Origin of the sequence: Primorskyibacter marinus, from assembly GCF_003313245.1 — a bacterium.
GTDB classification, from domain to species: domain Bacteria; phylum Pseudomonadota; class Alphaproteobacteria; order Rhodobacterales; family Rhodobacteraceae; genus Primorskyibacter; species Primorskyibacter marinus.
Genome location: NZ_QJSD01000007.1, coordinates 142,265 through 157,357, shown reverse-complemented (window position 1 = coordinate 157,357; position 15,093 = coordinate 142,265). Strand labels below are relative to the sequence as shown.

At 56.1% G+C, this 15,093-nt stretch carries 14 protein-coding genes and 1 pseudogene; 14 read left to right on the top strand and 1 reads right to left on the bottom strand.

Going from position 1 to position 15,093, the window contains the following annotated elements; genetic code table 11:
- From DMZ65_RS11365 to DMZ65_RS11345, 5 genes and pseudogenes are all read left to right on the top strand, one after another.
- A pseudogene (locus DMZ65_RS11365) lies at positions 1-603 on the top strand (hypothetical protein); the annotation flags it as partial.
- A 268-nt stretch (positions 604-871) separates the two neighbouring features.
- Complete coding sequence (locus DMZ65_RS11360; RefSeq protein ID WP_157960612.1) at positions 872-1,162, top strand: hypothetical protein; 291 nt, start codon at positions 872-874, stop codon at positions 1,160-1,162.
- A 110-nt stretch (positions 1,163-1,272) separates the two neighbouring features.
- On the top strand, positions 1,273-1,482 hold the full coding sequence (locus DMZ65_RS20090; protein WP_332871576.1) for a DUF3299 domain-containing protein: 210 nt from the start codon (positions 1,273-1,275) through the stop codon (positions 1,480-1,482).
- A 236-nt stretch (positions 1,483-1,718) separates the two neighbouring features.
- A complete protein-coding gene (locus DMZ65_RS11350) occupies positions 1,719-2,579 on the top strand; it encodes a DUF6692 family protein (protein ID WP_116599005.1) in 861 nt (286 codons plus the stop codon).
- A 33-nt stretch (positions 2,580-2,612) separates the two neighbouring features.
- Positions 2,613-3,374 carry a MauE/DoxX family redox-associated membrane protein gene (locus DMZ65_RS11345; RefSeq protein ID WP_116599004.1) on the top strand — a complete coding sequence of 254 codons (762 nt, stop codon included), beginning with the start codon at positions 2,613-2,615 and terminating at the stop codon, positions 3,372-3,374.
- 223 nt (positions 3,375-3,597) lie between these two features.
- On the opposite strand, the gene DMZ65_RS20035 is transcribed toward DMZ65_RS11345, so the two are convergent.
- Positions 3,598-3,726 carry a hypothetical protein gene (locus tag DMZ65_RS20035; protein WP_269801557.1) on the bottom strand — a complete coding sequence of 43 codons (129 nt, stop codon included), beginning with the start codon at positions 3,724-3,726 and terminating at the stop codon, positions 3,598-3,600.
- Positions 3,727-4,240: 514 nt separating this feature from the next.
- On the opposite strand from DMZ65_RS20035, the gene DMZ65_RS11340 reads away from it, so the two are divergent.
- The 9 genes from DMZ65_RS11340 to DMZ65_RS11300 all read left to right on the top strand — a co-directional run bounded on the left by DMZ65_RS11340 (position 4,241) and on the right by DMZ65_RS11300 (position 14,868).
- Positions 4,241-5,536 carry a tyrosine-type recombinase/integrase gene (locus DMZ65_RS11340; RefSeq protein WP_116599003.1) on the top strand — a complete coding sequence of 432 codons (1,296 nt, stop codon included), beginning with the start codon at positions 4,241-4,243 and terminating at the stop codon, positions 5,534-5,536.
- Positions 5,537-5,967: 431 nt separating this feature from the next.
- The gene (locus DMZ65_RS20085; RefSeq protein WP_116599001.1) at positions 5,968-6,825 is read left to right on the top strand and encodes a DUF7146 domain-containing protein; all 858 of its coding nucleotides are present in this window, start codon (positions 5,968-5,970) and stop codon (positions 6,823-6,825) included.
- Positions 6,822-8,315, top strand: a complete 1,494-nt coding sequence (locus DMZ65_RS11325) for a YfjI family protein (protein ID WP_116599000.1) — start codon at positions 6,822-6,824, stop codon at positions 8,313-8,315. The genes DMZ65_RS20085 and DMZ65_RS11325 overlap by 4 nt, the downstream gene beginning before the upstream one ends.
- Positions 8,316-8,595: 280 nt before the next feature.
- Positions 8,596-10,116: a restriction endonuclease gene (locus DMZ65_RS11320; RefSeq protein WP_157960610.1), complete on the top strand. Its 1,521-nt coding sequence runs from the start codon at positions 8,596-8,598 to the stop codon at positions 10,114-10,116.
- An 85-nt stretch (positions 10,117-10,201) separates the two neighbouring features.
- Positions 10,202-10,876 carry a recombinase family protein gene (locus DMZ65_RS11315; protein WP_116598998.1) on the top strand — a complete coding sequence of 225 codons (675 nt, stop codon included), beginning with the start codon at positions 10,202-10,204 and terminating at the stop codon, positions 10,874-10,876.
- Positions 10,877-10,951: 75 nt separating this feature from the next.
- Entirely contained in the window at positions 10,952-11,479 is a 528-nt protein-coding gene (locus tag DMZ65_RS19470; protein WP_157960609.1) for a hypothetical protein, read from the top strand.
- A 317-nt stretch (positions 11,480-11,796) separates the two neighbouring features.
- Positions 11,797-13,017, top strand: a complete 1,221-nt coding sequence (locus DMZ65_RS11310; protein ID WP_157960608.1) for a tyrosine-type recombinase/integrase — start codon at positions 11,797-11,799, stop codon at positions 13,015-13,017.
- A gap of 190 nt (positions 13,018-13,207) precedes the next feature.
- A complete protein-coding gene (locus DMZ65_RS11305) occupies positions 13,208-13,441 on the top strand; it encodes a helix-turn-helix domain-containing protein (protein WP_116598996.1) in 234 nt (77 codons plus the stop codon).
- On the top strand, positions 13,441-14,868 hold the full coding sequence (locus tag DMZ65_RS11300) for a virulence-associated E family protein (protein ID WP_116598995.1): 1,428 nt from the start codon (positions 13,441-13,443) through the stop codon (positions 14,866-14,868). The genes DMZ65_RS11305 and DMZ65_RS11300 overlap by 1 nt, the downstream gene beginning before the upstream one ends.
- The last annotated feature ends 225 nt before the right edge of the window (positions 14,869-15,093 follow it).

Here is a 15,093-nt window from a genome sequence, read left to right as displayed (position 1 = left end):
CTGCTGGGCGGCACGGACAGCCCGCTAGACGCGGTGCTTGGTGAGGACGGCCTTGTCGGCGGCCTGCTGGGTGGCGAAGACAGCCCGCTGGACGCGGTGCTTGGCGAGGACGGCCTTGTCGGCGGCCTGCTGGGCGGCACGGACAGCCCGCTGGACGCGGTGCTTGGTGAGGACGGCCTTGTTGGCGGCCTGCTGGGCGGCGAAGACAGCCCGCTGGACGCGGTGCTTGGCGAGGACGGCCTGGTTGGCGGTCTGCTGGGCGGCGAAGACAGCCCGCTGGACGCGGTGCTTGGCGAGGACGGCCTGGTTGGCGGCCTGCTGGGCGGCACGGACAGCCCGCTAGACGCGGTGCTTGGTGAGGACGGCCTTGTCGGCGGCCTGCTGGGTGGCGAAGACAGCCCGCTGGACGCGGTGCTTGGCGAGGACGGCCTTGTCGGCGGCCTGCTGGGCGGCACGGACAGCCCGCTGGACGCGGTGCTTGGTGAGGACGGCCTTGTTGGCGGTCTGCTGGGCGGCGACACTCTGGGCGCACTTTCCGAGGGAACTGACCTGATTAGCGGGTTGACCGATCAACTTGGCGGTCTGGACCTCGGAGAGCTCTGAAGCGCGTCGCGAAGCCGAACCACTGAAATGGCCCTGCGGTAGACCGCCACTCACGGGGCAGGGCCATTTCACAACAAGTAGCGTGATGAACGCCGTTTCGAGGTTGTAAGAACCCTAAGTCATTATCTCGAAACGGTATTCGTGACATCAGAACCTGGGGCGACGGCCCATATATCCTTTAGCTGCGGCACTAAAGACTGCGGACATATCGATGCACAGCTTATTCCAAGCGACGTAATTTCGTTTCGAAACTGACATGAGGGTGAAAATGGAAGATTTTGATCTCGCCAAAGTCGAAAATATCGACGCTTCAGACGGTGCCGATGGGTATGAAAGCGACTGCGGTTCACCAATGGTGGGCATCCTGATGATCGGTATCATTTATTCGGTTCTATCGGCCATTGTCGCCATACTTTTGGGCGCAGGATTTTGGACCATTTTAGCATCTTACTCAGGCGGTGGTGCGGCGGCGATGATTGTCTCCGCAGTTATCGTCGCGTTTAACCGGCGGCGTGCATCCCACGCTTGCGCTCGGTACAGCCGAAGTTACACTTCGTAAGAAGTGTAGCGGCCGGACCTCCCGCTCGGTCAGGTCGGCCTTCAGCAACTGGAAAGCCTCACGAGAGGGATCCGGTCACCGCCGGGCTTGCGCGGCACGAGATCTTGCTGATGTTTGAAGGCCAGGGTGAATTCCAAAAAAGATGCCCCATTCCAGAATGGCCCTGGCTTGCATTAAAGGACGGCCAGGGAATGCCGCTCGACGACGATGGCACCGGTGTTAAGGCGTTCATGCTGGTGCCTTGCGTCGGTGCCTGCATTCATGCCCCCCCCGCCGGCAGCGAACCAGCTCGTAATCGCTACCACAGGGCGGCCTCATGACTCTGACGGCTTGTTTGCATCGGCGCGCTTCAAGCTGGGCCAGGCACTGAACACTGCTTTCATGGTTCGAATGCTCTCTCGTTGACTGCAGGAAAACAAGTAACGGCTTCCGAAAGTTTTTTGGAACAACCAAAGCTTGAACCCGTTTGAGTACAATACCCCCTGACCGACAGGGATCCGGTGGCCAAAGCGGGTGGCACATCCGCTGCGGCCGCAGACAGACGGGAAGGGCACCCATGTCATACATCCGTTTCAGCCTTATGATCCTCACCTCGACGGTGGTGATGTTCATCCTTATGTATCTGAATACCTATGCGTGGGAGCACGTTTTCTTCTCGGAGACGCGGACCTATATGGCGATCATGATGGGCGCGACGATGGCGGTTATCATGTTGGCGTATATGCTGGGGATGTATTCCAGCAAGCGGCTCAACATCGCGATCTTCGTCGGTGCCGCCGTCGTTTTCGCCCTGTCGCTTTGGCTGGTGCGCAGCCAGGTGACCGTTAGCGGTCCGAGCTACATGCGCGCGATGATCCCGCACCACTCGATCGCGGTGATGACCTCGGAGCGGGCGCAGATCCGCGACCCGCGCGTGGCGAAGCTCGCCGACGAGATCATCCTGGCGCAGCGACGCGAGATCGCGGAGATGCGCTACCTGATTGCCGATGTCTCTGCGGGAAACACCGTCGAGCCGATCTACCAAGACCCGCCGGCCGAAGTCGGCTCCGTCGAGGACGCCATTGGCCGCACCCTGATTTCCACCCTCGATCCGTCGCCAATGCCCGAGGCCGAGGCCGAGCAGATCCTCGCGCCCGGCCCCCGCTGTGTCTTCAACCGCAGCCCCGAGACCGACCCGATCCTCTGGACGGCGGCGGATAGCGGTCAGGCCGCCATGAAGCTGAACGGCGTGCTCGTGCCGCTTGAGGCGGGCAATGAGACTGAGAACGGTTTCGGGTTCACGGCGGAGGGCGTTACCATGACCGTCCGTCCGCTCGGGGACGAGGCCGACTGGCGCGCCGATGCCGAGCTTGTCTTCGAACTCGATCAGGGGCTTTCCGTCGGCTACCGCGGCTTCTACGGGTGCGATGCGAGCTGAAGATCAATGACGACGTTGAAAGGAGGTCGTGAAATGGCATTGGACCAAAGCGCGAAGACCGCGCAGCTTTACCGGATGGTAATGCCCGGCCATCTCTGCCCCTACGGGCTGAAGTCGAAGGATCTGCTCGAGCGTCAGGGGTTCACGGTCGAAGATCACCATCTGAAAACCCGCGACGAGACCGATGCGTTCCAGCGGGAGCACGGGGTCGACACAACACCCCAGACTTTCATCGACGGCAGACGGATCGGAGGCTACGACGACCTTCGCGCGCATTTCGGGAAGGCGGTCCCGCAGGAGGACGAGACGAGCTACAAGCCGGTCATCGCGATCTTCTCGGTCGCGTTCTTGATGGCCCTTGCCGTCAGCTGGGCCGCATTTGGCACCGTCTTCACGGTTCGTGCGCTCGAATGGTTCATCGCCATCAGCATGACTCTTCTCGCCGTCCAGAAACTGCAAGATGTCGAGAGCTTCTCGACGATGTTCCTGAACTACGACCTGCTGGCCCGCTGCCAGGTCCGCTACGGGTATGTCTACCCGTTCGGCGAAGCGCTGGCAGGGATCCTGATGATCGCCGGCGCGCTGATCTGGGTCGCGGTGCCTGTTGCGCTTTTCATCGGGACGGTCGGCGCGGTCTCGGTCTTCAAGGCCGTCTATATCGACAAGCGGGAGCTTAAATGCGCCTGCGTCGGCGGATCGAGTAACGTGCCGCTCGGCTTCGTCTCCCTGACCGAGAATTTGATGATGATCGTTATGGCGATCTGGATGCCGATCCGGATGTATTGGCTGGGATAGAAGCGCGCTTGTCATTTCGGGATTGCCGAAGACCGGGACGGGCCGGGATTGGCTTACCGGATGCAGGCGCGGGAGATGCCGTCAGAACTTTGCCCACGCGCTCTGTGCCCGATATGGTGGCGTGCCTGTGATCGACGGGGCCATTGGGGTAGCAGGCCGCGCCTTGATTGCGCCATGCCGACGTGAGGCATAGTCCGCGGGAAAGTGAGGGCATGTGATTTCCTTATGTATCTCGACCGCGCGCGCACTGGGCGATGGTAAAGATCTCGCCCTGGTCGTCGGCCTTTAACGCATCGAGGTATTCGCGATACGCCCCCGCCACGGCGATGCGTTCCTCTTTGCTCTCGGCCATAGCGCAGCGCCTTTGAGCATTCCGCGTCACCCGGCGCTGTCAGGCAGGCGGTTATCGTCAGGAGCCACATTTCGGGCACCCACCTGTCGGCCCTTCGTGGTGCACCGGCCGGGGTGATGATTACGCTATTGTCGTTGCGTATGCCCCATCTGTTGATGTTCTGACAAACCCGCAGCACTGGCCCGACGCCGTAGATATAGACGACCAACGGGAGCCTGAAACTGTTTTTTCTGATAGGTTCCGACGCCCGGATTATTGGCCAAAGCAGAACGCAAACGGAACGTGAATGTGTGGCGGTGTGTGTGGCAGGAGCAATGTCAGGATTTGTAACATTGCTTAACTGCTTGATTTTATTGGAGGCGAGTACCAACTCCAAATATTTGTAACAAATCAAAGCAATTGTCCTTACATACCTTTGTTTTTTAGGCATTTTAAATATACCTCTTGTAGCAATCGGCAACCCTCACTACCATTTGAGATCGCAAAATTAGGCGGGTAAGTAAGGGGGTAAAATTTGCCACGTATCGCAAAGGAGCTAACGCCGGGCCAGTTGAAGCACCTCAAGCCCAAACACGAAAGACGCCCGACAACCCACCCTGTTGGCGGAGTGCAAGGCTTGCTGTTTCAGATAACGCCAAAGGGCGGCAAATCATGGCTCCTGAGAACATGGGTCGGCGGAAAGCGCCGAGAGTTTGGCTTGGGTTCATATCCGGAAATCTCGCTAGGAGAAGCGCGGACCCGTGCCCGCGAAGCCAAGGATATGATCAGACGCGGCGAAGACCCGAGCGTCGCACGCAAGGCGGCTAAAAGGGCGATGTACCAACAAAGCCTACTGTGGAAGACGTTCGCGCAAGCGGTCGATGAATACACGCCGATTAAACAAGCTGAACTCGCAGAAAACAGATACCGAAACCAGTGGTCGGAGAGCATCCACAAGCATGCCTTGCCTATGCTTGGCAGCAAGTTGGTCAACGAAATTTCAATCGATGACATTTTAGCCGTGCTAAAGCCGATATGGTTCAGCAAGACTGCTACCGCTGATAAACTCCGGCGAAAGCTGAAAGCTGTTTTTGATTACTGCATCGGGCAGGGGTATCTAGAAGGCGATAATCCAGCGGAGTGGGGCGGGCGCTTAAAGATGGCGCTGCCCGCACCGTCAAAGATTTCAGGTGCGGAGAACTATCCTGCGGTCCAACTTCAAGACCTTGGCCGATTTTGGCGGGCCTTGGAGCGTAGGGAGGGTAACAGCGCCGCCGCGTTGAGATTTCAGATATTGACCGCAACTCGATCTGGCGCAATTCGTTTCATGACGTGGGGCGAGCTTTCGGACGATTTAACCATATGGGCGGTGCAGCCGGGGCGCACATCTTCCAAAATTCCGAAATCTGGAAATCCAAGAAAGGTTCTGCTGTCGCCCATGGCGATTGAGATACTTAAATCCATGCCAAAGAAAAAGGACTGCCCCTATGTGTTCTGGTCACCTACAGGCAAAGCCTTCTCTGATGCTTCACTTGGCAGTGTGATGAAGAAGATTCACGACGAAGATGTTAGGCAGGGGAATACCGGATTCCTCGACGGACGTACCGGGAAACGCGCTGTGCCGCATGGCTTTCGGAGCACGTTCAAGGATTGGTCTCTAGAGATCGGCAACTTCGATACAAACCTTAGTGAAATGTCCCTTTGGCACAATGTCGGATCGCGCGTGGAGCAGGCTTATGCACGAACAGAACTTATCGGGCAAAGGAGACGAATCATGGATGAGTGGGCAGAGTATGTTTCTAAAGAAGGAGTGGAAGCTGTACCCGCCTAAAACTGGCGATTATTTGGCGATAAGAAATTGAGAAAAAATAAATTATACGTAAGCAAGATTGAAAAGGTGCCTGATTATCCAACCGTTACGGAATGTTCTAGAGTTGTCGCATCGCAAATTTGTTTGAAAGGAAAGCGATGACACAACTTGTAACGGTAAAGGACGTATGCGCGCGTCTCGGCGGAGTATCCCGCATGACAATCTGGCGCTACCAGAACGACGATGAACTGGGCTTTCCCAAGCCCGTTTACATTAAGACCCGACGTTATTGGAAAGAGGATGATCTTTCCTCTTGGATCGACGCTAGGGCCTGAGGATTCACATATGATTGGAAAAGAAAGGGCCGCCCATGGGCTGGGCGGCAAAGGAAAGCTATTGCCTTATGATAATATCAAACCTTGCACCTCTTACAAAATCAAAGGGGGCAAAACATGACTGATCCACAACAGTTAACGCGGACCCTTGGGGGCCGATGGTATGGGAGTTACGGCACCGCGCCGTGCCCCGTTTGTCAGCCAGAACACCGTCGTGATCAGAACGCGCTGACCATTGCGCAGGGCCAATCTGCCCTCGTACTGCATTGCAAGAAATCAGTTTGCGACTTCTCGGATATTCTGAACGCGGCTGACGTTCCACCGGATCATGCCTTGCGCCCGCCCTTGACGACTCAGAGGTCGAGATCGGCTGATAACGCCGAGAGAGCGCGCCAGCTATGGGAAAGGGCACTGCCCATCTGCGGAACGCGCGCCGAAGCCTATCTCGAAGCAAGGGCAATCTCTTGTGCCTTGCCGGATTGCTTGGGATACCTCCCCGAATGCTGGCATCCGAGCGGGGCCAAGCTTCCGGCAATGATTGCACTGATCGAGGGCGGACAGGGCTTTGCCGTGCATCGAACGTACCTGGCCCGGAACGGTTTGGGCAAGGCCAAGCTCGATCCCCCCAAAGCAATGCTTGGACGGGCCTCCGGCGGCGCTGTGCGCCTCTCTGGTGGCGCTGGGTCTCTGGTAGTGGCCGAGGGCATTGAAACAGCCCTCTCGCTCTTGTGCGGCGTTACCGCGCGCCCTGCAACTGTCTGGGCGGCGCTTTCAACTAGTGGAATGCGAGGATTGATTTTGCCCGACATGCCGGGGGAACTGATCATTGCATCCGATGGGGATGCACCGGGACAAGCCGCCGCTTTCGATCTGGCAACGCGGGCGCATGCGCTGGGCTGGAAAGTCTCAAATCTCGCGCCGCCAAACGGGCTTGATTGGAATGACGTTCTTACCGGGAAGGAGGTCGCGGCATGAATATGCAACCTCAGACTACCCAAACCCAGTTTGTTCCTGAAGAACCGCAACCGCTTGTCAGGGAGGCTACACGTCCAGCGCCTTATCCGGTCGAAGCTCTAGGGCCACTAAGGGCCGCCGTGGAAGACGTTGGCGGGCTTGTGCAAGCTCCCCTTGCCATACCCGCGCAGTCGGCCTTGGCATTGGCGTCACTAGCGGTGCAGGGCTTTGCCAATGTCCAAACCTTGGGCGGCTATTGCCCGGTTTCTCTGTATTCATTGACCATCGCAAAGTCAGGTGAACGAAAAACCTCTTGTGACGGCCTCTTGATGGCGGGGCTACGCGAATTCGAAAAACGCCAGACCGTTGCCCAGCGCAGTGATCTACAATCCTGGCAGAACGATCACGCGGCGTGGAAAGCGAAGCGCGATGGAATTTTGAACAAGAGCAAAGGAAAAGGCGATAGGTCCGCGATGAAAAGCGAACTGGACGCACTTGGCCCGGAACCAGAAGCGCCCCCAGCGCCTGACCGCACGGTGTCCGAACCAACTTTCGAAGGGCTGACAAAGCTGTTTCAAATCGGCCAACCGTCACTTGGTATCTTCTCGGATGAAGGCGGACAGTTTCTTGGCGGACATGCCATGAACACCGACAACCGGCAAAAGACGCTTGCCGCACTGAATGATCTTTGGGGCGGCAATCCGATCAAACGCTCACGCGGGGGCGATGGCACATTCACCCTCTATGACCGCCGCTTGGCGATCCACCTTATGGCCCAACCGGGTGTTGCCCGTAGCTTTATGGCCGACCCGAAGGGGGATGATACCGGCTTTCTACCCCGTTTCCTGATCACGGAGCCGGAAACCAAGATCGGAACGCGCCTGCATGCGCTGGGCAGCAATCAACGCGCTGGACTAGATGGCTTCAACAGGCGCTTGCGGGAACTACTCGAAATCCCGTTGCCGATGGATGAACAGACAAGGGCATTGCGACCCCGTCTATTGGAACTATCACCGGAAGCCAGTCGAGAACTTATCGCCTTCTCGGATGAAGTTGAAAGGCGGCAGGCAAAAGGCGGCGATCTGGCAGGCGTCACCGGGTATGCCAGCAAGGCGGCGGAACAGGCATGCAGGATCGCGGCGGTGTTGACGCTATGGCGCGACCTAGAGGCTCTGAACATTCCTGAAATGGAAATGTGCTGGGGCATCGCCCTGGCCCGGTTTTACCTGTCCGAAGCTCAGCGCCTGTCCGAAGAGGCCATAGTCTCTGAAAACATTCGTCAGGCCGAAGCCCTGCGCATATGGTTGGTCGATAGCTGGCCGCATCCCCAAATCGTGCCACACGAAGTGGCGCAGAATGGACCGATACGCGCGCTTCGCAACACACCTGCGGCCAAGGCTGCGCTGGGCGTGTTGGCGAAACACGGCTGGGTCGTGCCGCTCGATCCGGGCGCAATCGTCAGAGGCAGTCCTCGAAAGCTGGCCTATCGGATCGTCAAGCCAACGCCCTGATCCCGTGCTAGCCGTGCTATTCATGCTAGAAGGCGACTAGCACATGTAACACACCTAGCACGCACCAGCGCCGGGGCCACTGGCGCTGAAACTTCCCATTTCAGGGAAAATCGCTTTCCTGAAAGCAGGTTATAAACCGTAACAGTTTCCCTCAATGCAGGGAAACCTGTCACTGAAAGCAGTGAAAGGCTGGTCAAGCCCGACTGGGCTGCTTAGGCTACCCGGTAAACGGGCTACGCATCTACCGGGGCCTTGTCGAAATTTCAGAAAAGGATGCTGTATGTTTCGCAGTTTCGGGTTCGGTAGGAAGAAGACCAAGCGGGAAAATGCTGAGCCGGAAAGATCGGCGCATTCCGTCGCGGACTTGAGCTTGCAGCAAAGTGAGGTCACCGATTTGGTTGCATCTGCTTTGGGTGACGGTCATTTTTTTGGAACGCTCTACGCAATCATGCAGGGTTTTGAGGGCGCGGCCCCAGCCATTGATCTGGAGGAATATGCGACCTTACTAGAGAAAGAGCCAAGCTATTCGGAATCCGGGATCGAACGCGCAAGATCTGAGTTTTTTGAGATGCTCAACGGTGCATCTAGCAGTGAGGCGCGACAGTGGAACACAAACAGCGACAGCACCCATAGAAAGGTTGCGAAATGCGTTGCAGAAAATGGTGCGGCGCGCGTCTTTCAGTCGATTGGATTGGACGCGGCAGAGTATCTAAAGAATGAAACCGAACGACGACGGCGGGTTGATCTTAACCTAGTTTGGCATGCGTTGAGGGAAAAGCGAGACCATCTAGCTCCAATCTTCAGAAGTGCGATGTCTCGCGGTAGAAACAAATATGGTGATCTTGATTACGGTCCCCTTATCAAGGAGATTGAGGAGTTTTGTGCCTACGCGTTCCCTGAGGGAACGCTCAAATTCTTCTACATCCTTCATCCGCGAGGGTTTATTCATACAATTATAAATGACTGGCTGATGCTCAATTCAGTATCGGTTGAGCCGCCTATTGATGGTGTAGCCTTTGAACACTGGTGCGGGGATCGCCTTGCCGAGCAAGGTTGGGCAGTAACTGTTAGCCAAGCTTCCGGAGATCAGGGGGTGGACATAATTGTCAGCCAAGGGGGCAAAACTGTTGCGGTTCAATGCAAGAGGTATGAAAAACCTATCGGCAACAAAGCCGTTCAAGAAGCGTTTTCTGGAAAGCAGCATTATGGGGCAAACGCGGCATGCGTAATTGGGAGCGGTGGCTTCACGCGGTCCGCATTCGAGTTGGCAAGGTCAACCGACGTTAAGCTTCTCGATTACCAGATGATCAATGAGTTTTCGAAGATATATGGCGAGCACGGTAGCGACGATAGCGCCGATATTAGCGCAGATGAACATTTTTACTTATATTTCTCGACGCCCGCAGAAAAGGCCATGGGTCGGCTGTTCCGAACCGTGGCAATCGCACATGCTGATCAGGCACGGCTTGACGAACCCGCAAGAACAAAAACGTTGACGCTAATTGATGAAGACGGCGCTGGGGAACTTGGCTGCTCGAATGTTGAACTAGCTGGGTTTGCGGCCTTCTCTGCACTAGTATTGAATGGACGCCTCAGCGTTTCGGAAAACAATCGCCAGAAACTGGTCGAGAGCGGTTTCCCAAATAGTGCAGCCGTTTTGGATTTACCCATCGGTCATGAAATGCGCATGTATGAACTTCTTGGGGATGAGCTTTTTGGGGAGGTTCAGGCCCTGATACGTGCTTGGAGCGATGCTGCGGGTTTTGAGACCGACGCCATAGATACAATTCTTTCAGTATAGCGAAATATTCCTGTTGCGGTCGAGTTCGACCAGTGTGTATAAACAGCTAACGGACGTTAGCTAATGTTACACAAGAGGTCAGGCCATGGAATTCGTCACTTACTTGCGCGTCTCGACCGACCGTCAGGGCAAGAGCGGCTTGGGACTGGAGGCCCAACGCAAGGCGGTTTCTGATTACGTCACCGGCAAAGGCCAGATCGTCGCGGAATATGTAGAAGTCGAAAGCGGCAAGCGGAACGACCGTCCCGAACTCGCCCGCGCACTGGCCGACGCCAAGAAGCGTGGCGCGGTGTTGCTGATCGCCAAGCTGGACCGGCTGGCCCGAAACGTTGCGTTCATCGCCAATCTTCTCGAAAGCGGGGCGGAGGTCGCGGCGGCGGACATGCCCGAGGCAAACCGCTTCTTGCTTCACGTCATGGCCGCCGTGGCGGAACATGAGGCCCGCGCAATCTCTGACCGCACCAAGGCCGCACTTGAAGCCGCAAAAGCCCGTGGTGTGGCGCTGGGCGCGTCAAATCCCGTCATTAGGGAAGCCCTGCAACAAGCCGAGGCAAAGTCGATCCAGACCCGAAAGGCCAAGGCCGACTTTCACGCGGCTAACGTCTTGCCGCTCATTCACGCAATCCAAGCGCGCGGCGCGTCTCTACGCCAGATCGCGGGGGAGCTGAATGAACGCGGTGTGAAGACAGCGAGGGGCGGGCAGTGGCATGCGATGACTGTGAGAAATGTGCTGACCCGTAATGCTCTGTCCGCTGGGTAGCATTGCCAAGGCGGTGACTTTCACTTGCACTTATGCGTTGTGGCATGCCCCAATGTGCATCGGGGAGGGGCGACCGTGGTGCAAGAATTTACCATTCTGACTGACTGGTGGGCCGATCTAAGTGAAGGCTGGCAAATTGCATTTGCGGGCTTGTTCGGTACTGCTTTGCTAGCTTTGATCGGTTGGATGGCTCAATCGCTGATCCGCTGGGCTTTGCCTGCAAACAGGCCAAAAATTTCAGTTTCAGTCGATCAGTTTCCTGAACGAGCGAGCCGAAAGCCGCCGCATGATCTAAAGGCCTGGGAGCATTTTGACACTGGGGAAAAGCCGTTGAGGGTAAGGATCGAGAATATTGGGAACACCGATGCGGTTCTTCGAGGCGTAATGCTGCACAGACGGGGACGTCCCGCGTTGCCGCTGCAAGGGCACATTCTTCAATCAGATTCTGCTGGTTGGCAGCATCGCGGACATACGATTGGTGCGAATGATTTCTGCGACTTTCAGGCCTCACTGCCCAGCGATGCATTCATAGACAGCGCCCAGCTAAAAGTTACAGTCGCAGGTCGCCGCAAACCGTTCAATTGTCGCGTAAAATGGAAGTGAGGCATGGTCAAGCTTGTAACAAGCACGATCACATAAGAACTTCAAGGAAGGCGGGTAGGTAGGCGGGTAAAAATTCACACAAGAAAAAACCCACTGAAAAACAGTGAGTTAAGGGGATTTATGGAGGCGAGTACCGGAATCGAACCGGTGTACACGGATTTGCAATCCCATTACATAGGCCCCTAACAGGTTCTACCGGGTGCTGGTAAGCGCGAAAAGTGCATGTAAAACAGCGTTATACAGCGCGACATATCCGTTTACTATTTCTACCGGCTTTGATACAGAATGCTTACACGATGGTTACACGGTGGGCAGGCATGGCTGAGAAGATGAAGTTTACAAAGGAATCCGTTGCCAAGGCGGGGGGCGTCCCAGGTAAGCAGATTTTCATCTGGGATACCGAGGTTACAGGCTTCGGGCTGCGGATAAGCCCCGGCGGTCAGAAGACCTACATCCTGCAACGGCGGGTCGGTAAGACGACGCGGCGCAGGAAGATTGCGCAGGTTGACGACCTAACGCCCGTAGCGGCCCGCGATAGGGCCAAGGTGATGGTCGCTGAGATGGTGCAGGGCATTGATGCGGTGGCCGACAAGAAGGCGGCAGAGGCGCGAGACAAGACGCTGCAAGAGGCTATCACCGACTATCGGGACTCGCCCGCGAAGAAGGGCGGCAGGGCAGGCCAGCCGAAGAAGGCGCGGACGCGGCGAGATATCGACAAGGTGATGAAGTGGGCCTTCTCGGACTGGAACGACAAGAAGGTGACAGAGATCGACGGCGACATGGTGAGGGACCGCTACGCGAAGCTGGCGGCATCCTCTGCGGCGCAAGCAAATCTTGCCATGCGCTATCTGCGGGCGGCGCTGAACCACGTCAATGCGGATAGCGACATCGTGGTGCTGGATCGGAACCCCGTTGAACGGCTCAACAGGGCGGCGCTATGGCGTAAGGTGAAGCCGTCTGAAAAGGTGATCCATGCCGATGATCTGCCGACATGGGTTGATGCAGTGCAGACCAAGCTTGTCGGTCTCAAATGGGAACGCGAGTTGCGGGATATGCTTTTGTTTATCCTGCTGACCGGCTGTCGGCGCGGCGAGGTTCATGGAAGCGCAGAGGATGGCTATCCCCCGCTGGCGTGGAATGATGTTGACCTGCACAAGCGTGTCGTGACGTTCCGGGATACAAAAAACGGCACCGAACATAGGCAGCCGTTAGGTCCGAAGTTGGCGGACATGCTCAAGGCGCGGAAGGAATACGCGGGGGCGACATGGGTGTTCTCGAATGGCAAGGATGAAGTGACTGAAAAGCTGGTCGCAGCGCAGCAACGTATCAAAAAAGTCACAGGTCTGGATATACCGCCGCACGCTTTGCGCAGCACGTTCATAACGCTGTCAACCGCCCGCGTCGGGCTGTCGGAGTACGTTGTTAAGTCATTGGTAAACCACAGTAAAGCTGGTGACGTGACTGCCGGATACGCGCGCTATGATGCGGAAGATTTGCGGGAGGCAATGGGCAAAATCGAATCAGCCATATTGCCGTAGAAGTGGGTAGGTTGACTTCTTGTCAAGGGGTAACTATACTTTTTTTGCGGAATCAAATGCGCGACCCGCAAGCATATCGGAAGACCACCCCGTTAAGCGCCCGTGATTGTGGACGTTTTACCGGGTGGCCTAAAACCCTAACACCCGTTGGGAACCGTGTGCAGCGCGAACACATAGGACCAAAAGGTTAATGACGAACATTACTAACGCGGCTGGACAGCCGCAATCCATCGCCCCGGCTGCTGTCGTGGCGTTGCCGACGCTGCTAACTCAAGATGAGGTAGCGGCTTATTTGCGTATCAGCCCCAAGACGCTTGAGCGCGACCGCTGGCTTGGTCAGGGCCTGCCGTTTCTAAAAGTCGGGCGCTCCGTTCGGTATCGAGCATCCGATCTTCTTGAGTTTGTTGAAGGGGATGCAGCGTAATGAGTTTGCAAAATATTACCCCCGACAGGGCAGCGTCGGGGGCGAAAGGTATTGGTATTAGGGATATTGAAGATACTGATAGCATAGAACCTACACCGCTGCAAGGTGTGGTCATTGCTCCTAAAAAGCGTGGTGAACTAGCCGCTCAGCACTGTCCGAAATGCAGTTACGTGCAATCACCTGCTCCGAAATGCGGGGGCTGCGGTCACAACTTCTATAGCGCAATCTCGAAGCTGGAAAAGTTTGAGGCATCAGGATTTGATTCCTATGATGTTGAACTTGAGCGATGGCTTGCGAGCCACGGCTGGGCGCTACGAAAGAACCTACTTTCAAATGAAATAGAGGTTAAGTGCGTCGATGGAATCCGGGTCATGGACGATGCGACACTGGCCGAAATGCGCTTTAATTTTTGCAACTCGAACGGATCGCCGTCAACTAAAGATGCCGTTTCAGATGCCGTCAATCTGATCGCAACGCGAAATTCATATCACCCCGTTCGGAACTACCTTCGGTCGATTAAGTGGGATGGCGTTGAGCGTCTTGATACATGGCTGATTGATTATGCGGGCGCGGATGATACTGAACTCAATCGCGCGATTGGTCGAAAGTTTCTTTGTGCGGCGGTTAGCCGTGTCCGCAATCCCGGGTGTAAATTCGACGCAATGCTTCTTCTGGAAGGAAAGCAGGGTGTAGGTAAATCTACGTTATGCCGGTCCCTATGTGCCGACAAAAATTGGTTCTCGGATCAGGCGAAAGTTGGCTCTGACCCAAAAGAGACCATCGAGCAAACGGCAGGTTCGTGGATTGTCGAAATGCCCGAGTTGGACGGTTTGAGCAAGCGTGAAGCTGGACGCGTCAAGTCTTTCATCACGACGCAGAAGGACAAGGCGCGACCGGCTTATGGACGTTACTCTGTGGAGGTTCCGCGCCAGTTTGTCCTGATTGGGACGACAAACGACGCGACATTTCTGACGGACATGACCGGAAACCGCCGCTGGTGGATTGTATCAGTCAGTCAGTGCGACCCAGACGGACTAGCGGTTATCCGCGACCAGCTTTGGGCTGAGGCGGCATACAAAGAGCCGACCGAAGCCCTGTGGCTCGACGATCCGGGTGCAAGGGACGCCCAAGAAGCTATAGCGGGGCGCTATATGGATTATGGTCCTTGGTTTGATGCACTATCTGAAAAGATACCGCCAGATGGCGATTTGAAGGTGAGGGCGTCGGACCTTTGGCAGATGGTTGGAATTGATACACTAGGCATTAACAGGTTGACCCCCGCAATGAGGGCAAACCTTAGCCGCGCATTGGTCGGGCTTGGTTTCGATAAGGACTCGAAATCCCTGCGTGATAGTGGCCGGGCGGTGCGTTGTTACTTGAGAGGTGATTCATATGCCGCAAGGTGGTGGTCGCCTAACGACTACTGAAACAGGTGCAACAGGTTCTGAAACGGGTTACCTGTTGCGGCTAAACCCCTTATTGTTATGGATTTTCTTAGGGTGCAACAGGTGCAACAGGTAAAAAGGCAAAACTCTACGTCAGTGTTGTCATATTAGCGGTGCTATTGCTGTACAGGATTGTTGGCGTTTTATGCGTTGCACCTGTTGCGGCTCTGAAATCCCTTATTTTGTTGGCGATGAACCTGTTGCAGT